Genomic DNA, 17,435 nt, shown 5'->3' on the forward strand with positions numbered 1-17,435 from the left:
GGCTCAGTTGCCGACACGACGCCTCAGGTCCTGGAAAGCGGTGTAGTTAGCCACGACCTCGATCCGGCCGGGCGGCGCGAGCTGCACCGCCTGGTCGAGGCTCTCGCACACCTGGAACGACTGGTTGGCGACCTCCAGGCGCACGGCGAGGTCCAGCTTGCGGTCGCCGAGCACGAAGATCGGGTGGCCGGTGAGCTGGGTGTAGTCGACGTCCCACAGCCAGGAGGTGTCGGTGCCGTCGGCGCCGCGGGCGTTCACCGACAGGATCACCGGGGTCGGCGGCGGGTCGATCAGGGAGAACGTCTCCAGCCAGCCCGCCGGGTTCTTGGCCAGCAGCAGACGCAGGTCGCGCTGCATGAACTGCACGACGTCGTAGCGTCCGGCCACGGCCTGGACCTGGTACATGCGCTCCAGGGCGACCTGCGGCGGTACGCCGAAGACGGCGGCGACGGCCGCCGACGAGGCCGCGTTGGCCTTGTTGGCGCGGCCCGGCAGCTGGAGGTGGATCGGCCAGGCCGAACCGTGCGGGTCCAGGACGTGGTCACCGGAGAGCGCCCAGCTCGGCGTGGGGCGGCGGAAACCGCAGTCGCCGCAGAACCAGTCGTCGCCGGGGCGCTGCATCACACCGCCGCAGGACGGGCAGGACCAGGCGTCGTCCTTCCACATCTGGCCGGCGGCCACCCACACCACGTTTGGTGAGGAGGACGCGGCCCAGACGACCAGCGGGTCGTCGGCGTTGGCCACCACGACCGCCTTGGACCCGGCCAGGCCCTCGCGCCAGTGCTCGGCCATCATGCGGGTCTCGGCCGCGCGGTCGAGCTGGTCGCGCGAGAGGTTGAGCAGCGCGATGCACTTGGGATCCGTGTCCCGCGCCACCCCGGACAGATACTTCTCGTCGACCTCGATGACGGCGAACCGTGAGTCCGAGCCGCCGGCCAGCGCCGAGGTGATGCCCGCGGGCATGTTGGCGCCCAGCGCGTTCGAGACGACGGGCCCCGCGGCCCGCAGCGCCTCGGCGATGAGCCGGGTCGTGGTGGTCTTGCCGTTGGTGGCCGACACCAGGATGACGTCCAGGTGCTGGGCCAGCCTGGCCAGCAGGTCGGGGTCGAGTTTGAGCGCCACCCGGCCGCCGATCACCGATCCGCTGCCGCGGCCCGCGGCACGTGAAGCCGCCGCGACCGCTTTGCCCGCCGTCACGGCCAGCTTGGCCCGCGGGGACAGCGGGTCCGAGTTGCCTGCCATCAGTTCTCGATCCTCCTTGCGTACGGCGCCGCGCACTGCTCCCGGCAACGTGTGGCCCTCAGCCTATCGAGATCCACTCACGTGCCCGAACCGCGGCACCACCCAGGCGCCCACGCGACATTGAGGACCGTACCCTTGCGGCCATGCGACACGGCTCGATCCCCGGCGCCCGAGGGCGCGCCCTTCCCCTGTCTTTGCTCGGTGACCCCGTGTTGCACACACGGTGTGAAGAAGTCACCGAGTTCGGTCCTCAACTGGCGCGACTGGTCGAGGACATGTTCGCGACGATGTACGCGGCGGAGGGGGTCGGGCTGGCCGCGAACCAGGTCGGACGGTCGTTGCGGCTCTTCGTATACGACTGCCCCGATGACGACGACCGGCGGCATGTGGGGCATGTGGTGAACCCGCGGCTGGTCGAGGCGGACGGGGTGGTGCTGCGCGGGCCCGAGGGGTGTCTGTCGCTGCCGGGGCTGGAGGCGGGGACGGAGCGGTACGACCGGGCGGTGGTGGAGGGGGTGACCCTGGACGGGGAGCCGGTGCGGGTGAACGGGACCGGGTGGTTCGCCCGGTGCCTTCAGCATGAGTGCGATCACCTCGACGGTGGTTTGTACGTGGACCGGGTGACGGGGTGGCGGCGTCGGCGGGTGCTGTGGCAGGCGCGGCGCGCCAAGTGGGAGCGGTGAGGGCGGGCGCGGGCGGTTCGTCGGATGCGGGCCCGTGGTGGCGGGGCGCGCCGTTCCCCGCGCCCCTAAAAGCAAAAGACTGCGCCGTTCCCCGTGCCCCCGGAAGTCAGAAGCCCGGGCCGCCCGCCTTGTCGGATGCCGCTGCCAGGCGGCCCCATAGGAGGTCGGCCAGGGCCTGGACCAACTCGGCGCGGGAGCAGGGGCGTTCGCCCAGCCACCAGTCGCCGGCGGCGTGCATCATGCCGACGATGCCGTGGCCCCAGACCCGGGCCAGCCGTGCGCCGTTCGGGCCCAGGTCGACGCGCTCCTCGATGACCTGGGCGAGCTCCTCGCCCATGCGGCGCAGCAGCGGGAACGAGTACGCCCCGATGTCGAAGCCCTGGTCGTTCTGCGGGCCGGCCTCCGACGGGTGCATCAGGAAGCGGTAGACCTGCGGGCGGGCCTCGATCGCCGCGAGGTAGGTGTCGAGCGTGGCCTCCACCCGCTCCCGGCGCTCGGCGGGCGCGTCCAGCGCGGCCCGCAGCGCGCCGAGGAGGGCGTCCGTGTGACGCTTGGCGAGGGCCGCGTACAGTCCGCCCTTGTCGCCGAAGTGGCGGTAGAGGATCGGCTTGGTGATACCGGCCTCCGCCGCGATGGCGTTCATCGAGGCGCCGGGGCCGTCGCGGAGCACCACCCGGTCGGCGGCCTCCAACAGCTCGCGCCGTCGGCGGTCGGCGGACCTCTGCTGATCGGTCCGCTGCGTGGTGTCCATGATCTCTCCCCACCCGTGCTGATTCGGTGACGCCTGCGCAACGTAACACCATGCGCCGACCGCACCTCGAACGGGCTGCCGAGCTGGAACGGGGAGTTGACTTTTACTACCCATCGGTAACAGGCTACTGTTACCGCAAGTAACACGTGAGTGCAGCGCTGGAGGGGACATGGCCGAGTTCACCATGGAGCTCAACGACGAACAGAAGGAGGTGCGGGACTGGATCCACGGCTTCGCCGCCGACGTGATCCGCCCCGCGGCCGCCGAATGGGACGAGCGGGAAGAGACTCCCTGGCCGGTCATCCAGGAGGCCGCGAAGGTCGGCATCTACTCCCTGGACTTCTACGCCCAGCAGTACTTCGACCCCACCGGTCTCGGTATCCCCATGGCCATGGAGGAACTGTTCTGGGGTGACGCGGGCATCGCCCTGTCGATCGTCGGCACCGGCCTCGCCGCCGTGGGCGTCCTCGCCAACGGCACCGAGGAGCAGATCGGTACCTGGATCCCCCAGATGTACGGCGACGCCAACGACGTCAAGGTCGCCGCCTTCTGCTCCTCCGAGCCCGACGCCGGCTCCGACGTCGCCTCGATGCGTACGCGGGCCGTGTACGACGAGGCCAAGGACGAGTGGATCCTCGACGGCACGAAGACGTGGGCGACCAACGGCGGTATCGCCAACGTGCACGTCGTGGTCGCCGTCGTGGACTCCGAGCTGGGTTCCAAGGGGCACGCGTCCTTCATCGTCCCGCCCGGCACGCCCGGTCTGTCGCAGGGCCAGAAGTTCAAGAAGCACGGCATCCGTGCCTCGCACACCGCCGAGGTCGTCCTGGAGAACGTCCGGATCCCCGGGTCCTGCCTCCTCGGGGGCAAGGAGAAGCTCGACGAGCGGCTGGCCCGCGCGCGGGAGCGGGCCAGGGCGGGCGGCGGTGAGCGGACGAAGAACGCGGCGATGGCCACGTTCGAGGCGTCCCGCCCGGCCGTCGGGGCCATGGCGGTCGGCACGGCGCGGGCCGCGTACGAGGTGGCCCTCGACTACGCGAAGACGCGTGAGCAGTTCGGCCGCCCGATCATCGACAACCAGGGTCTGGCCTTCCAGCTCGCCGACATGCGGACGTCCATCGACGCGGCCCGGCTGCTGGTGTGGCGCGCCTCCTGGATGGCGGTGAGCGGGAAGCAGTTCACCTCCGCGGAGGGCTCCATGTCGAAGCTGTTCGCCAGCGAGACCGCGAAGAAGGTCACCGGGCAGGCGATCCAGATTCTCGGTGGCAACGGGTATACGCGGGAGTATCCGGTGGAGCGGATGCACCGGGACGCCGCGATCTACACGATCTTCGAGGGCACGAGTGAGATCCAGCGCCTGGTGATCGCACGAACCCTGTCGGGCATGCCGATCCGCTGACGGCCGTCCGCCGGGTGCGGGCCGGGTGTGGCTGGCCGCGCAGTTCCCCGCGCCCCTCGAAGGCGGGGCTGCGCCCACGCCTCCCTGGCTGTCTGTCGGGTGCGGGTCGGGTGTGGTTGAGCGCGCAGTTCCCCGCGCCCCTTGGAGGCGGGGCTTCGCCCGCGCCTCCCTGGCTGTCTGTCGGGTGCGGGTCGGGTGGGGCTGGTCGCGCAGTTCCCCGCGCCCCTCAAAGACGAAAAGCTGGGGCGCAGCCCCGCTTTTCAGGGGCGCGGGGAACTGCGCGCTCAGCCCCCGCCCACCCGCAGTCGACCACGTGACGCCCCGGGGTGCAGCCCCGCTCTTTAGGGGCGCGGGGAACTGCGCGACCAGCCGCCGCTCACCCGCACCATCCCGACCGCGGACACTCAGCCGTGGCGCAACGGTGTCAGTTGCTCGATGTCGTATCTCGACCGCAGCTCCTCGATCGCCGCCCCGTCCGGCGGACCCACGTCGAGGATCTTCAGCAGTTCCTCGAAGTACCGCTCGTGATCCGGCGGCGGCGACGCCTGGAAGAACATCTTCGCCGGCTCCCCCGTCGGGTTCGCGAACGCGTGCGGACAGCCGGGCGGCACCACGATCACCGTCCCCGGCGTCGCCCGTACCACCTGGTTGCCCGACCCCGACCGCCAGCGCTGCCAGTGGTCCGGCGTCCGCACGAGCGGCTCGAAGGCGAGCACGTCCAGTTCGCCTTCGAGAACGTAGAACAGCTCCTCGCTGCGCGCGTGCACATGCGCGCCGACGTCGAAGCCGGGCGGCACGACCACCTCGAAACTGGACGCCGCCCGGGAGTGCGTACCGGTCACCTTGAAGGTCACGTGCTGGGCCCGGGTCCGGACCGTACGGCCGTGTCCCGGTGGCACCAGCAGCCCCTCGGGCGGCGTGAGCGCGGTCACCAGGTGACGGGCAGGGCCTCGGGCCCGCGGATCAGCGCGCCGCGCCGCCACGGCACCTCGTCCGCCGAGACGGACAGCCGCAGCGTCGGAACCCGGTCGAAGAGCGTGTCCACCATCAGCTCCGACTCCAGCCGCGCGAGCATCCCGCCCACGCAGTAGTGCGGACCGTGCCCGAACGCCAGATGCGGATTGGCGCCGCGCTCGAAGTCGATCCGGTCGGGGTCGGGGAACACGTCCGGGTCCCGGTTGGCGGCCAGGTAGGACACGTAGACCGCGTCGTCCTTCCTGATCCGCACGCCGTGCAGCACGACGTCCTCCGTGGCGATCCGGGACAGCCCGACGGCGTTGCGGTGCGGGATGTACCGCAGCAGTTCGTCCAGGGCCCGGGGCCGCAGCGCCGGGTCGTCCCGCAGCCGGTCGAACAGCGCGGGCCTGGTCAGCAGGATGTAGAGCATCTGCCCGGTGTTGTTGGTGACGGCCTCGCCGCCGATCTGGATCGGGCCCGCGAGCGCCACCGCCTCCTCCTGGGTGATGTCGCCCCGGCCGACCGCCGCGCCGAGCAGCGAGGTCACGTCCTCGCCGGTGGCGCCGCGGCGCTCGGCGACGAGCTTGGCGAAGTACCCCTCCATGTCCCGCTTGGCCGCCTCGCTGGCCGTGGCGCCGTGCGAGGAGGAGAGGATCGCCTGGGTCCAGGTGTGCATGAGGTGCCGGTCGCCGGCCGGGACCCCCATCAGCTCGCAGATGACGGCGATGGGGAAGGGGGACAGGACCCGGTCGATCAGATCGGCCGGCGGGCCGTCCCTGAGCATGTCGTCGACCATCGCGTCGAGGGTCCGCCGGGCGTTCGCGCGCAGCCGCTCGACACCGCGCGTGGTGAACGCCGCGTTCACCGCCCTGCGCAGCCGGGCGTGGTCGGGCTTGTCGACGAAGCTCATCGCGCCCGGTGCCGGGATGAAGTGCGGTGCCAGCCGGGTGACCTCGCGGCCGAGCACCGCCGCGCGGCTGAACCGGGGGTCGTTCGTCACCAGGCGTACGTCCTCGTAGCGCGTGACCAGCCAGGCCCAGCCCTCGCCGTTGGGCAGCTGGATCCTGTTGATGGGGCCCTCGCGCATCAGCTCGGACAGGACGGGGTCGAAGTCGACGCCGGTCAGGTCGAGGGCCGGCCAGTGGCGTACCGGGGGAGGCGCCGTCGTCTCTTGGTCCGGCTGGTTCGTCTGGTTCGTCTGGTTCGTCGTCTCTTGGTTCAGGGTCATGTCACGCCGTTTCTTCACTCGTACGGTGCCAGCGGCCCAGCGACATCTCGGCCGTGATCCCCGGCCCGAAACCGGCGAGCAGCCCGCGGGCCTCGTGATGGGAGCCCCCCTCGTCGAACAGCCGGCGCAGCGCGTCCAGGACGACGGCGCTGGCGATGTTCCCGTACTCGGTGAGCGTCGCCCGGCTGAACCGGAAGGCCTCCGGTGCCACTTTGAGGTACTTGCTGAGGTCGTCGAGGATGCGGGGACCCCCGGCGTGGATGATGTAGAAGTCCAGGTCGGACGCGTCCCAGCCGTGCAGTCCCGCGAGGTCCTGGAGGGCGGGGGCGAGCGGTTCCATGGTGCCGGGCACCCGCTTGTCCAGCAGGAAGTGGAAGCCGGTGGCCCGTACGTCGTACATGATCCAGTCCTCGGTCTTGGGGACCAGGTAGGAGCCGTTGCGCTCCAGGCGGATGCCCTCGCCGCCCTCGCCGCGGACCACCGCGGCGGCGATGCCGTCCCCGAACAGTCCGTTGCACAGCAGCGAGCCGACGCCGAGGTCGGTCGGCTGGTAGCACAGCGAGCAGAACTCGCAGGCCACGATCAGCGCGTTGGCGCCGGGGTAGGCCAGGCAGAAGTCGTGGGCCCGGTTGATCGCGGCGCCACCGGCGGCACAACCGAGCTGTGCGATGGGTATCTGGCGGGTGTCGCTGGCGAAGCCCATGGAGTTGATCAGCCAGGCCGTCAGTGAGGGCATCATGAAGCCCGTGCACGAGACGTAGATGATCACGTCGATGTCGCCGGCCAGGACGTCCGCGTCGTCGAGTGCCCGCTGGACGACCGCCGGGACGCGGGCCTTCGCCTCGGTCTCGTACACCTTGTTGCGGTCCGCGAAGCCGGGGTGCTTGAGCGTCTGTTCGATGGGCTGCACGATGTGCCGGGTGCGTACCCCGGTGTTCTCGATCAGCCGTAGCGCGAGCGGCAGTTGGGGGTGATCGGGGTGGCGGGAGCGCGCCAGCTCGAGCGTCTCCTCCATCGTGATCACGTATTCCGGAACGGAGACCGCGGGTCTGCACAAAGTCGCCATGGGCCTGCGCCTTCTCTAGCCCGCCGGGGACTCCCGCCCCCCGGCGGAAGGGTGGTCCCACCACGATGACCCGGCGGGGCCCGGATATCGCGCGGGGCTACTCCAGACCAGGGACGCGGCGCCGGGCCGGAGTCCGGGCCGGGCCGGACTCCAGGTCGGAGAGAGGGCCGGTGGGTGGGATCCTGTGCGCACGACAGCGAGCCGGCCGAACCGAAGGGACGCGCGCGATGACGAGCACGGCCAGGGAACTGCTGGAGAACACCACCGGAAGCCTCGCTCCGGAGCCGCACGCCAACCGGCTCCTCCCGCTGATCGAGAGGGGCGCGGCCCACCGCGGCACACTCGCGCACCTCGCCCTCGAACAGCGTCATGTGATCGCCGCCGACCTCCGGGCGTTCCTCCATCTGGCCGAACGCTCGGCGGCGGACGGACAACCGGCCGGGCCCGAGTGCGCCGCGTTCTTCACCATGCTCGCGGAGGGTGAGGCGCTGGCCCAGGACCGGCTCGGGGCGTACGCGGCGGCCTGCGGCGTGGACGCGGCCCGGGAGGCGGCGTACGAGCCGCTCGCCGACTGCCAGGCCTATCCCGCGTACGTGGCCTGGCTGGCGCTGAACGGCTCACCGGCCGAGACAGTCCTCGCCCTCACCGCCAACTTCGCGGCCTGGGGCGGCTACTGCGCCACGATCGCCGGGGCGCTGCGCCGCCACTACGGCCTCGACGACGCCGCGTGCGCGTTCTTCGACTTCTTCGCCGAACCGTCGGCCGAGCTGGACCGGAAGGCCCTGGCGGCCGTGGAGACGGCCTTGGACACGGACTCCCTGGACGAGACCAGGGCCCACCACCACGGCCGCCTCCTGGCGACCTACGAGTCCGCCTTCTGGCAAGCCCTGTACGAACTGGACCAACGGCAGGCCCCGTAAGGCCCGCTCCTCGCGAACCGCCGTGCAGGGGCCCTCATGGGGCGCCCCATGAGGGGCGCGGGAAACTGCGAGCTCAACCACGACGCACCCGCAGCGGTCGAGCGACCTCGGACCAGCCCGTCATCCGCCGGAGGCACGACCGCTGCTGTGCGCGATGCACGCCACATCGATCCGGTCGGCGAGCTTCGCCAGTTCGATCGTGAGCGCGGCCACGGTGTCCTCGTCGAGCCCGTCCTGCCCCGCTTCCACCAGATACAGCCACCGGCCGCCCATCGTGCGCAGCAGCTTGCTCACATCGGCGGCAGCCACCTGCAAGGTCCCGCGGTCGTCGACGATCAGAGGCAGGGTCACTTCGCGGTTCACAGGGGGGATCGTAGCCGCGGAACGCTCACGCTCCGTGCCATACGGTGGTGATGTTGCAGAACTCTCGGATTCCGTGCCCCGAGAGTTCCCGACCGTAGCCCGACCGCTTGACTCCGCCGAACGGGAACGCCGGATGGGACGCCGTCATCCCGTTGAAGTACACCCCGCCGGCCTCCAGATCCCGGACGAAACGGTCGGTCTCGGTCTCGTCGCGGGTCCAGACGTTGGAACTCAGCCCGAACGGCGTGTCGTTGGCGATGGCCACCGCCTCGTCGAGATCGGCGGCGCGGTAGAGCGTGGCGACGGGCCCGAACGCCTCCTCGTGGTGGATGCGCATCTCGGGGGTGATGTCGGCGAGGACGGTGGGCGGGTAGTACCAGCCGTCCCCTTCGGGGCGCTCACCGCCGCACAGCACGGTCGCTCCGTTCTCGACGGCGTCGTCGACCAGTTCCGTCAGGTCGTCGCGGCCCTGCTCGGTGGAGAGCGGTCCGACGTCCGTGTCCTCGTCGAGCGGGTCGCCCACGGTGAGGGCCTTCATGCCGGCGGCGAAACGCTCGGCGAAGGCGTCGAAGACGTCGGTGTGGACGATGAACCGCTTGGCGGCGATGCAGGACTGCCCGTTGTTCTGCACCCGGGCCGTCACCGCGGTCCTCGCCGCCCGGTCGAGGTCCGCCGAGGGCATCACCACGTACGGGTCGCTGCCGCCCAGCTCCAGGACGGTCTTCTTGACCTCGTCCCCGGCGACCGAGGCGACCGCGCGGCCCGCGGGTTCGCTGCCGGTCAGGGTGGCCGCCTTGATCCGCGGGTCGCGCAGGATGTCCTCGACCGCGCCCGAGCCGATGAGCAGTGTCTGGAAACAGCCCTCCGGGTAGCCCGCACGCCGGAACAGGTCCTCCAGGTAGAGGGCGGTCTGCGGGACGTTCGAGGCGTGCTTGAGCAGTCCGACGTTGCCCGCCATCAGCGCGGGCGCGGCGAAGCGGATCACCTGCCAGAGCGGGAAGTTCCAGGGCATGACGGCGAGCACCGGTCCGAGCGGGCGGTAGCGCACGAGGACCCGGGAGGCGCCGGAGTCCTCGGCGTCGGCCCTGGCGCCCTCCTCGTCGGCGAGCAGTTCCTCGGCGTGGTCGGCGTACCAGCGCATCGACTTGGCGCACTTCAGCGCTTCCGCGCGGGCCTGCTCGACCGGCTTGCCCATCTCGGTGGTCATCACCCGGCCGATGTCCGGCGCGTCGCCCTCCAGGAGGTCGGCGGCCCGGCGCAGCAGGCGTGCGCGCTCGGCGAAGGAGGTGGTGCGGTGGGTGTGGAAGGCGGCCTCGGCGGTCGCGAGCCGGTGCTCGATCTCCTTGTCGGTGAGGGCGTCGTAGGTCTTGAGTGTTTCGCCGGTTGCCGGGTTCACGGTGGCGATGGGCATGGCTTTGACCTCCTGGTGCGGGTGCGTTGTGGCCGGTCGCGCAGTTCCCCGCGCCCCTTCGAGGCACGAGTGCCCTTCGAGACGGTCCAGGAACGTCGTCTGGGCCTTGATCAGCAAGGCTCTGGCCTGGTTCAGGGGGAACCACGCCACGCGGTCCAGTTCGGGGAACTCCTGGAGACGGCCCGAGCCGCGGGGCCACTCCATCGTGAAGGTGCCCGGGACCACGGCCGCCGGGTCGAGGTCCGCCTCCACGGCCCAGGCGGTGACGACTTTCCCGTTCGTCTGGGTGACCTCGCCGAGGGGGACGGCCTGGCCGGCGGGCGGCGGCAGGCCCAGTTCCTCCTCGAACTCGCGGCGCGCGGCGTCCCAGGCCGTTTCGTCGGGCCCGTACTCGCCCTTCGGCACGGACCACGCCCCGGCGTCGCGCCGCGCGAAGAACGGGCCGCCCATGTGCCCCAGCAGCACCTCCACCCCGTCACCGCCGCGGCGGAACAGGAGCAGGCCCGCACTGCGCTTCCGGGCCGAGGCGGCGGCGGTCACGGGGTCACCTCCGGGTGCGCGGCGAGCAGCGTCTCGACGGTGTCGGCCTCCGCCGGGGTCTTGTCCTCGCGGTAGCGCACGACCCGGGCGAAGCGCAGGGTGACACCCGCCGGGTAGCGGGTCGAGCGCTGCAGACCGTCGTACGCGATCTCCACGACCAGCTCCGGACGGACCGTCACCACGTATCCGCTCTCCTCGACGGCGAGTTCCCGGAGCCGCTCGGTCTGCCAGGCCAGCATCGCGTCCGTCATGCCCTTGAACGTCTTGCCCAGCATCACGAACGAACCGTCCGGCCCGCGCGCGCCCAGGTGCAGATTGGAGAGCCTGCCGGTGCGGCGGCCGTGACCCCACTCGGCGGCCAGCACGACCAGGTCGAGGGTGTGCACGGGCTTGACCTTCAGCCAGGAGGCACCGCGCCGGCCCGCGCTGTAGGGGGCGTCCAGGGACTTGAGGACGACCCCCTCGTGACCGCGCGCGAGCGTGTCGGCGAGGAACCGCTCGGCGCCGGCCCGCGCCGTCTCGTCCGCGGGGTCCGTCACGAGGGCGCGGCGTACGCGCATCGGCTCGGGGACCAGCCGGGCGAGCATCGCGTGCCGGTCGGTGAACGGCAGGTCGAGCAGGTCCTGGCCGTCCACGGACAGGACGTCGAAGAAGACGGGGGAGACGGGCACCGCCTCGGCGGCCGTGGCGACGTCCACCCGGGAGCCGACGCGGCCCGCGGTGTCCTGGAAGGACCGGGGCCGCCCGCTGTCGTCGAGCGCGATGACCTCGCCGTCCAGGATGAACCGCTCGCCCTTCAACTTCCTGGCGGCGTCGGTGAGTTCGGGCAGCCGGTCGGTGATGTCGTCGAGGGTGCGGGTGTAGAGGCGTACGGTGTCGCCGTCGCGGTGGACCTGGACGCGAATGCCGTCGAGCTTCTCCTCGACCGCGCAGGCGCCGAGCTTGTCGACCGCCTCGGCGACGGACGGGGCGCTGTGCGCCAGCATCGGCAGGACGGGCCGGCCGACGGTGAGCCGGAACGCCTCCAGCGCCCCGGGCCCCTCGGCGAGCAGCCGCTCGGCCACGCTTTGCAGCGAGCCCGCCAGCATCACCGCCCTGCGTACGTCGGCCGCGGGCGCGCCGGTCGCCAGGGCGAGGCCCTCGACCGCGACGGCGTCCAGGGCGCCCTGGCGGACCTCCCCGCCGAGCAGCGCGAGCAGGAACCGCTGCTCGGGCTCGGTGGCCGCGCCCAGCAATTCCCCGACCAGCCGGGCCCGCCGGGCCTGCGCGCCGGTGCCGGAGACCGCGCCCAGCTCAGTGAGCCGGGCGTCCACCTCCCGCACGGTCAGGACGGCCTCCTCGGCGGGCGGGACGGGCACGCCGAGGATCTTCCAGCCGACACCGAGCCGCCCCTGGGGCAGCCGGCCCGCCAGATACGGGATGACGACCGGTACGTCGTCCGCCTCGGCGTCCCGGAACAGCTCCGCGAGCAGAGCGACCTTCCGGGACCGCGCCGAGGTGGCGGCGACCTCCTGGGACACACGGGCGAGCCGGCTCAGCAGCATGCAGCCATGGTGCAACGCGGACGGCGGGTCCACACCCGGGCGGTCGCGTCTCTACACCCGGGACGCCGGGGCGACCGCGTCGAGGTCCGCGAAGAGCAGTTCGCCGTTGATCGTGGCCCCCGCCCGGTAGCCGCCGCTCGCCGCGTTCACCACCTGCTCGCCGAAGCCGATCGCGTTGCCCGCGGCCCACACGCCGGGCACGCTGGTCAGGCCCGTCGCGTCGACCACGGCGTACGTGCCGAAGGGCGTCTCCTGGAGTTCGGCGCCCAGCCGCTCCAGCAGACCGGTGCGCGGGACCGGCCGGGGCGCCACGAACAGCACCGCGCGCTCGTGCGCCGTACCGTCCGCCAGGCGCACCGCGGTGAGCCGGTCGTCGACGACGTCGAGCCCCGCGACCTCGCCGGGCACCACGGCGACCCCGGCCGCGGCGAGCCTGCGCAGATCCTCGTCCGTGAGGTCCTCCTCGGCGACCGTGTGCAGGAACAGGGTCACGTCCTTGGACCACTGGGAGACCATCAGGGCCTGGTGCACACCCATCGGGGTCGTGGCGAGTACGCCGAAGGCCTGGTCCCGGACCTCCCAGCCGTGGCAGTAGGGGCAGTGCAGCACGTCCCGGCCGAAGCGCTCGGCGACCCCCGGCACCGTCGGCAGCTCGTCGGCGAGGCCGGTGGCCACGAACAGCCTGCGCCCGTGCACCGCGCGCCCTCCTTCCAGTGTCACGTCGAACTCCCCGTCCGCGTCCCGCGCCACGTCCACCGCCCGGTCCCGGACGAGCTCGACCCCGTACCGCGCGATCTCCTCGCGCCCCACGGCGAGAAACTCGGCCGGTGACATCCCGTCGCGGGTCAGATAGCCCTGCATATGGGCGGCGGGTGCGTTGCGCGGCTCGCCCGCGTCGATCACGAGCACGCTCCGGCGGGCGCGCCCCAGGACGAGCGCCGCGGACAGCCCGGCCGCGCCGCCACCGACGACGACCACTTCATAGGTATCGGTTGTACGGGTCAAGGTGACCACCTCCACTGAGAAGGTCGCCCCACAGCCGCCGTATTGACAAATACTGTTGCCGAAACTGCAATACAGGTATGAGCGAGCACGCGGATCACGAAGGGCACACGGGGACCGGCACGGGCCAAGCCGCCGCCGACGACGCGGCCGACGCCGACACGGCCGACATGGAGGGGGTCCTCGCGGACGTCGGCCCCCGGCTGCGCCGCATCCGCAAGGAGCGCGGCGCCACCCTCGCGGGCCTGTCCACCGCCACGGGCATCTCCGTGAGCACCCTCTCCCGGCTGGAGTCGGGGCTGCGCAAACCCAGCCTGGAGCTGCTGCTGCCCATCGCGCGCGCCCACCACGTGCCCCTCGACGAACTCGTCGGGGCACCCCAGGTCGACGACCCGCGCGTCCGCGCGGCGAAACCGATCGTCATGCACGGCCGTACGCACTGGCCGCTCACCCGCCAGCCCGGCGGCCTCCAGGCCTACAAGGTGCTCGAACCCCGGCGGAAGCAGGAGCCGGAGCCGCGTACCCACGAGGGCTACGAGTGGCTGTACGTGCTCTCGGGGCGGCTGCGCCTCGTGCTCGGCGACCATGACGTGGTGCTCGGCGCGGGGGAGGCCGCGGAGTTCGACACCCGTGTGCCGCACTGGTTCGGGTCGACGGGGGAGGGGCCCGTGGAGTTCCTGAGCCTCTTCGGGCGGCAGGGGGAGCGGATGCATGTCCGGGCGCGTCCCAAGCGTGGCGGCCGGGACGACTGACACCAGCGGTGCGTGGCGTGTGGAGGGCGGTGGGCGGTCGAAGCCGGCGGCTGCCTACGCGGGCGGGCGCCGACTGTTCCCTGATCGGCAAGCGACCGCTTAGTATGCGGTGGAACCCGGTCAGACGAAGCAGTCCCGTGGAGGCCCCGCATGCAGGCATGGCAAGTGCACGAGAACGGCGAGCCCGGCGAGGTGATGCGACTCGCCGAGGTGGCGCGGCCCACGCCCGGTGACGGCCAGGTCCTGCTGAAGGTGCGCGCGGCGAACATCAACTTCCCGGACGCGCTGATGTGTCGCGGGCAGTACCAGGTCAGGCCGCCGCTGCCGTTCACGCCCGGCGTGGAGATCTGCGGTGAGACCGAGGACGGACGGCGGGTCATCGCCAACCCGGCGCTGCCGCACGGCGGCTTCGCCGAGTACGCCGTTGCGGACGCCGCGGCCCTGCTGCCCGCGCCCGAGTCGCTGGACGACGCCGAGGCGGCCGCCCTGCACATCGGGTACCAGACCGGCTGGTTCGGCCTGCACCGGCGGGCCCGTCTGGAGGCCGGCGAGACGTTGCTCGTGCACGCCGCCGCGGGCGGGGTCGGCAGCGCGGCCGTGCAGCTCGGGAAGGCGGCCGGCGCGCGGGTCATCGGCGTCGTGGGCGGCGCCGAGAAGGCCGCGGTCGCCCGGGAACTGGGCTGCGACGTCGTCGTGGACCGGCGCGCCGAGGACGTCGTGGGCGCCGTCAAGGAGGCCACCGGCGGCCGGGGCGCCGACGTGATCTACGACCCCGTCGGTGGGGACGCCTACACCCAGTCCACCAAGGTCGTCGCCTTCGAGGGCCGGATCGTGGTTGTCGGCTTCGCGAGCGGGACGATCCCCAGCCCGTCGCTCAGCCACGCCCTGGTGAAGAACTACGCGATCCTGGGCCTGCACTGGGGTCTGTACGGGACCAAGGACCCGAAGCTGGTCCTGCGCTGCCACGAGCAGCTGACCGAGCTGTCCGCCCGGGGGGCGATTCGGCCGCTCGTCAGCGAGCGCGTGCCGCTGGCCGGCGCCGCCGACGCGGTCCAGCGGCTGGCCGACGGCGTCACCACGGGCCGGGTCACCGTGGTGCCCTCCCTCACGAACGGAGCGGCCGCATGACCGACGCCGCGAGCAGGAGCGGGACGATCGACGCCGCCGAACTGCGCCGCCGTACCCAGGAGTTGCTGACCGAGAATCCGGTCGGCAGCACCGACCGCCTGGACTTCCTCAAGGCCCGCTTCGATGCGGGACTCGCCTGGGTGCACTATCCGCAGGGGCTCGGCGGCCTCGGCGCGCCGCGCTCCCTCCAGGCCGTCGTGGACACCGAGTTGGAGGCCGCGGGAGCTCCCGACAACGACCCGCGGCGCATCGGCATCGGCCTCGGTATGGCCGCGCCGACGATCCTCGGCTTCGGCACCGAGGAACAGAAGCGCCGCTTCCTCCGGCCCCTGTGGGTGGGCGAGGAGACCTGGTGCCAGCTGTTCAGCGAGCCCGGCGCCGGCTCCGACCTGGCGGCCCTGGGCACCCGCGCGGTACGCGACGGCGAGGGGGACTGGGTGGTCGACGGGCAGAAGGTGTGGACGTCCAGCGCCCACGTCGCCCGCTGGGCCATCCTCATCGCCCGCACCGACCCGGACGTGCCCAAGCACCGCGGCATCACGTACTTCATCTGCGACATGACCGACCCCGGTGTCGAGGTGCGGCCACTGCGCCAGATCACCGGCGAGGCCGAGTTCAACGAGGTCTTCCTCACCGGCGTCCGCATCCCCGACGCCCACCGGCTAGGTGAGGTCGGCGACGGCTGGCGGGTCGCGCAGACCACGCTGATGAACGAGCGGGTCTCCATCGGCGGCATGCGCATCCCGCGCGAGGGCGGGATGATCGGCACCGTCACGAAGACCTGGCGCGAGCGGCCCGACCTGCGCACCCACGATTCCCACCAGCGGCTGCTGAAGCTGTGGGTCGAGGCCGAGGTCGCGCGGCTCACCGGTGAACGCCTGCGCCAGCAGCTGGTCGCGGGACAGCCGGGCCCCGAGGGCTCCGGCATGAAGCTCGCGTTCGCCCGCCTCAACCAGGAGATCAGCGGCCTGGAGGTGGAACTCCTCGGCGAAGAGGGCCTGTTGTACGAGGACTGGACGCTGCGGCGCCCCGACTCCGTCGACTTCACCGGCCGCGACGCCGGCTATCGCTACCTCCGTGCCAAGGGCAACAGCATCGAGGGCGGGACCAGCGAGGTCCTGCTGAACATCGTCGCCGAACGCGTGCTGGGCCTGCCCTCCGAGCCGCGCACCGACAAGGACGTCGCCTGGAAGGACCTCGCCCGATGACCACCCAGAGCGCACAGCCCGACCTGCTGTACTCGGAGGAGGAAGAGGCCCTCCGCGCCGCCGTCCGCGACCTGCTCGCCGACCACTGCGCCCCGGCCGGCGTGATCGCCCGTACGGAGTCCGGCGCGCCCCTCGACCGCGAGGCGTGGAAGGCGCTCGCCGACGGCATGGGCCTCGCCGGTCTGCTGGTGCCCGAGGCGCGGGGCGGCCAGGGCGCCACCCACCGCGAAGCCGCCGTCGTCCTGGAGGAGTTGGGCCGCTCCGTCGCGCCCGTCCCGTATCTGACGAGCGCGGTCGTCGCCACCGAGGCGCTGCTGGCGTGCGACGCCGACGACCTGCTCGCCGAGCTGGCGTCCGGCCGCCGCATCGGCGCCCTGGCCGTCGCCCTGAACGTCGCTCCGGGCGCCGCCCACCAGACCGTGCGGCTCGAAAACGGTGCCCTGCACGGGGAGTTGACCGGCATCGCGGACGCGGCCGCCGCCGATGTGCTGCTCGTCCCCGCGGCGGACGGCGGGTTGTACGCGGTCGACGCACAGGCCGTGACCGTCACCCCGCAGGTGTCCCTGGACATGACCCGTCCGGTGGCGAAGGTCGTCCTCGACGGAGCGGCCGCCCGCCGTGTCGGAGACGCCGGACCCGCCGTACGCCGTGCCCTGCGCGCCGGAGCCGGGCTCCTCGCCTCCGAGCAACTCGGCCTCGCCGAATGGTCGTTGACGGAGACGGTCCGCTATCTCAAGGAGCGCAAGCAGTTCAACCGCCCGGTCGGCGGCTTCCAGGCGCTGAAGCACCGGCTCGCCCAGCTCTGGCTGGAGACCGTCGGCGTGCGCGCCGCGGCCCGCTACGCGGCCGACGCGCTGGCCACCGGGAGCACGGACGCCGACGTGGCGGCCGCCGTCGCCCAGGCGTACGCGGCGCCCGTCGCCGTCCACGCCGCCGAGGAGGCGCTCCAGTTGCACGCCGGGATCGGCATGACCTGGGAGCATCCGGCGCACCTGTACCTGAAGCGGGCCAAGGCCGACTCGCTCGCGTACGGCACGGCGGGCAGCCACCGGGAGGCACTGGCCGGCCTGGTGGACCTCCAGGCCCCCTGACCCGCAGACTCCCTGACCCGTGGGCCCACCGGCTCGCCGGCCCGCACCGAACCCACGAGGGCCCGCTCCTGGAGGAGCGGGCCCTCGCCGGGTGCTCCCGGCGAAGTGAACTCACCGTGGCAGTCCGGCCAACTCCCCGCACGGCTCTGC

16 protein-coding genes and 1 pseudogene are annotated in these 17,435 nt (G+C 72.2%); 7 read left to right on the forward strand and 10 right to left on the reverse strand.

The window, feature by feature from the left end; all coding sequences use genetic code 11:
* Positions 1–3: 3 nt before the first annotated feature.
* The gene (locus ACLVWQ_RS15810) at positions 4–1,242 is read right to left on the reverse strand and encodes a MurT ligase domain-containing protein (protein ID WP_414109316.1); all 1,239 of its coding nucleotides are present in this window, start codon (positions 1,240–1,242) and stop codon (positions 4–6) included.
* A 143-nt stretch (positions 1,243–1,385) separates the two neighbouring features.
* On the opposite strand from ACLVWQ_RS15810, the gene def reads away from it, so the two are divergent.
* On the forward strand, positions 1,386–1,925 hold the full coding sequence (def, locus tag ACLVWQ_RS15815; protein WP_414109317.1) for a peptide deformylase: 540 nt from the start codon (positions 1,386–1,388) through the stop codon (positions 1,923–1,925).
* Between the two features lie 106 nt (positions 1,926–2,031).
* On the opposite strand, the gene ACLVWQ_RS15820 is transcribed toward def, so the two are convergent.
* Positions 2,032–2,676 carry a TetR family transcriptional regulator gene (locus ACLVWQ_RS15820; RefSeq protein WP_414109318.1) on the reverse strand — a complete coding sequence of 215 codons (645 nt, stop codon included), beginning with the start codon at positions 2,674–2,676 and terminating at the stop codon, positions 2,032–2,034.
* 169 nt (positions 2,677–2,845) lie between these two features.
* Here ACLVWQ_RS15820 and ACLVWQ_RS15825 point away from each other — a divergent pair, with 169 nt between their 5' ends.
* Positions 2,846–4,075, forward strand: coding sequence for an acyl-CoA dehydrogenase family protein (locus ACLVWQ_RS15825; protein ID WP_414109319.1), 1,230 nt, complete (start codon positions 2,846–2,848; stop codon positions 4,073–4,075).
* A 404-nt stretch (positions 4,076–4,479) separates the two neighbouring features.
* On the opposite strand, the gene ACLVWQ_RS15830 is transcribed toward ACLVWQ_RS15825, so the two are convergent.
* Genes ACLVWQ_RS15830 through ACLVWQ_RS15840 form a run of 3 tightly spaced genes read right to left on the reverse strand, consistent with a single transcriptional unit; the run spans position 4,480 to position 7,326 of the window.
* Positions 4,480–5,007: a cupin domain-containing protein gene (locus tag ACLVWQ_RS15830; protein WP_414109320.1), complete on the reverse strand. Its 528-nt coding sequence runs from the start codon at positions 5,005–5,007 to the stop codon at positions 4,480–4,482.
* Positions 5,004–6,260 carry a cytochrome P450 gene (locus ACLVWQ_RS15835; RefSeq protein WP_414109321.1) on the reverse strand — a complete coding sequence of 419 codons (1,257 nt, stop codon included), beginning with the start codon at positions 6,258–6,260 and terminating at the stop codon, positions 5,004–5,006. Before ACLVWQ_RS15835 ends, ACLVWQ_RS15830 begins: the two co-directional genes overlap by 4 nt.
* 1 nt (position 6,261) lies before the next feature.
* Positions 6,262–7,326 (reverse strand): type III polyketide synthase, encoded by a 1,065-nt coding sequence (locus ACLVWQ_RS15840; protein WP_414109322.1) that lies wholly within the window; start codon positions 7,324–7,326, stop codon positions 6,262–6,264.
* Between the two features lie 227 nt (positions 7,327–7,553).
* Between ACLVWQ_RS15840 and ACLVWQ_RS15845 the strand changes: the two genes are divergently transcribed.
* Entirely contained in the window at positions 7,554–8,246 is a 693-nt protein-coding gene (locus ACLVWQ_RS15845; RefSeq protein ID WP_414109323.1) for a transcriptional regulator, read from the forward strand.
* A 120-nt stretch (positions 8,247–8,366) separates the two neighbouring features.
* On the opposite strand, the gene ACLVWQ_RS15850 is transcribed toward ACLVWQ_RS15845, so the two are convergent.
* The 5 genes and pseudogenes from ACLVWQ_RS15850 to ACLVWQ_RS15870 form a co-directional block, all read right to left on the reverse strand.
* Entirely contained in the window at positions 8,367–8,609 is a 243-nt protein-coding gene (locus ACLVWQ_RS15850; RefSeq protein WP_414109324.1) for a DUF6213 family protein, read from the reverse strand.
* 25 nt (positions 8,610–8,634) lie between these two features.
* Positions 8,635–10,020 (reverse strand): NADP-dependent succinic semialdehyde dehydrogenase, encoded by a 1,386-nt coding sequence (locus ACLVWQ_RS15855; RefSeq protein WP_414109386.1) that lies wholly within the window; start codon positions 10,018–10,020, stop codon positions 8,635–8,637.
* A 114-nt stretch (positions 10,021–10,134) separates the two neighbouring features.
* Positions 10,135–10,560, reverse strand: a pseudogene (locus tag ACLVWQ_RS15860) (NUDIX domain-containing protein); the annotation flags it as partial.
* Positions 10,557–12,104, reverse strand: coding sequence for an ATP-dependent DNA ligase (locus tag ACLVWQ_RS15865; RefSeq protein ID WP_414109325.1), 1,548 nt, complete (start codon positions 12,102–12,104; stop codon positions 10,557–10,559). The pseudogene ACLVWQ_RS15860 and the gene ACLVWQ_RS15865, both read right to left, overlap by 4 nt.
* Before the next feature lie 51 nt (positions 12,105–12,155).
* Complete coding sequence (locus tag ACLVWQ_RS15870) at positions 12,156–13,124, reverse strand: NAD(P)/FAD-dependent oxidoreductase (protein ID WP_414109327.1); 969 nt, start codon at positions 13,122–13,124, stop codon at positions 12,156–12,158.
* 152 nt (positions 13,125–13,276) lie between these two features.
* Here ACLVWQ_RS15870 and ACLVWQ_RS15875 point away from each other — a divergent pair, with 152 nt between their 5' ends.
* The 4 genes from ACLVWQ_RS15875 to ACLVWQ_RS15890 all read left to right on the forward strand — a co-directional run bounded on the left by ACLVWQ_RS15875 (position 13,277) and on the right by ACLVWQ_RS15890 (position 17,285).
* Positions 13,277–13,858: a helix-turn-helix domain-containing protein gene (locus tag ACLVWQ_RS15875; protein WP_414109387.1), complete on the forward strand. Its 582-nt coding sequence runs from the start codon at positions 13,277–13,279 to the stop codon at positions 13,856–13,858.
* A 150-nt stretch (positions 13,859–14,008) separates the two neighbouring features.
* A complete protein-coding gene (locus ACLVWQ_RS15880; RefSeq protein WP_414109328.1) occupies positions 14,009–14,986 on the forward strand; it encodes an NADPH:quinone oxidoreductase family protein in 978 nt (325 codons plus the stop codon).
* Positions 14,983–16,194, forward strand: a complete 1,212-nt coding sequence (locus ACLVWQ_RS15885) for an acyl-CoA dehydrogenase family protein (RefSeq protein WP_414109329.1) — start codon at positions 14,983–14,985, stop codon at positions 16,192–16,194. Before ACLVWQ_RS15880 ends, ACLVWQ_RS15885 begins: the two co-directional genes overlap by 4 nt.
* Positions 16,191–17,285 carry an acyl-CoA dehydrogenase family protein gene (locus tag ACLVWQ_RS15890; protein ID WP_414109330.1) on the forward strand — a complete coding sequence of 365 codons (1,095 nt, stop codon included), beginning with the start codon at positions 16,191–16,193 and terminating at the stop codon, positions 17,283–17,285. Before ACLVWQ_RS15885 ends, ACLVWQ_RS15890 begins: the two co-directional genes overlap by 4 nt.
* The last annotated feature ends 150 nt before the right edge of the window (positions 17,286–17,435 follow it).

Source organism: Streptomyces sp. CWNU-52B, from assembly GCF_047444975.1.
Taxonomy (GTDB): Bacteria; Actinomycetota; Actinomycetes; order Streptomycetales; family Streptomycetaceae; genus Streptomyces.

Coding starts and splice junctions, on each gene's coding strand:
- ACLVWQ_RS15845 (WP_414109323.1), top strand. CDS start 7,554: ATGACGAGCACGGCCAGGGAACTGCTGGAGAACACCACCGGAAGCCTC.
- ACLVWQ_RS15875 (WP_414109387.1), top strand. CDS start 13,277: ATGGAGGGGGTCCTCGCGGACGTCGGCCCCCGGCTGCGCCGCATCCGC.
- def (WP_414109317.1), top strand. CDS start 1,386: ATGCGACACGGCTCGATCCCCGGCGCCCGAGGGCGCGCCCTTCCCCTG.
- ACLVWQ_RS15885 (WP_414109329.1), top strand. CDS start 14,983: ATGACCGACGCCGCGAGCAGGAGCGGGACGATCGACGCCGCCGAACTG.
- ACLVWQ_RS15880 (WP_414109328.1), top strand. CDS start 14,009: ATGCAGGCATGGCAAGTGCACGAGAACGGCGAGCCCGGCGAGGTGATG.
- ACLVWQ_RS15890 (WP_414109330.1), top strand. CDS start 16,191: ATGACCACCCAGAGCGCACAGCCCGACCTGCTGTACTCGGAGGAGGAA.
- ACLVWQ_RS15855 (WP_414109386.1), bottom strand. CDS start 10,020: ATGCCCATCGCCACCGTGAACCCGGCAACCGGCGAAACACTCAAGACC.
- ACLVWQ_RS15840 (WP_414109322.1), bottom strand. CDS start 7,326: ATGGCGACTTTGTGCAGACCCGCGGTCTCCGTTCCGGAATACGTGATC.
- ACLVWQ_RS15825 (WP_414109319.1), top strand. CDS start 2,846: ATGGCCGAGTTCACCATGGAGCTCAACGACGAACAGAAGGAGGTGCGG.
- ACLVWQ_RS15820 (WP_414109318.1), bottom strand. CDS start 2,676: ATGGACACCACGCAGCGGACCGATCAGCAGAGGTCCGCCGACCGCCGA.
- ACLVWQ_RS15865 (WP_414109325.1), bottom strand. CDS start 12,104: ATGCTGCTGAGCCGGCTCGCCCGTGTGTCCCAGGAGGTCGCCGCCACC.
- ACLVWQ_RS15810 (WP_414109316.1), bottom strand. CDS start 1,242: ATGGCAGGCAACTCGGACCCGCTGTCCCCGCGGGCCAAGCTGGCCGTG.
- ACLVWQ_RS15835 (WP_414109321.1), bottom strand. CDS start 6,260: ATGACCCTGAACCAAGAGACGACGAACCAGACGAACCAGACGAACCAG.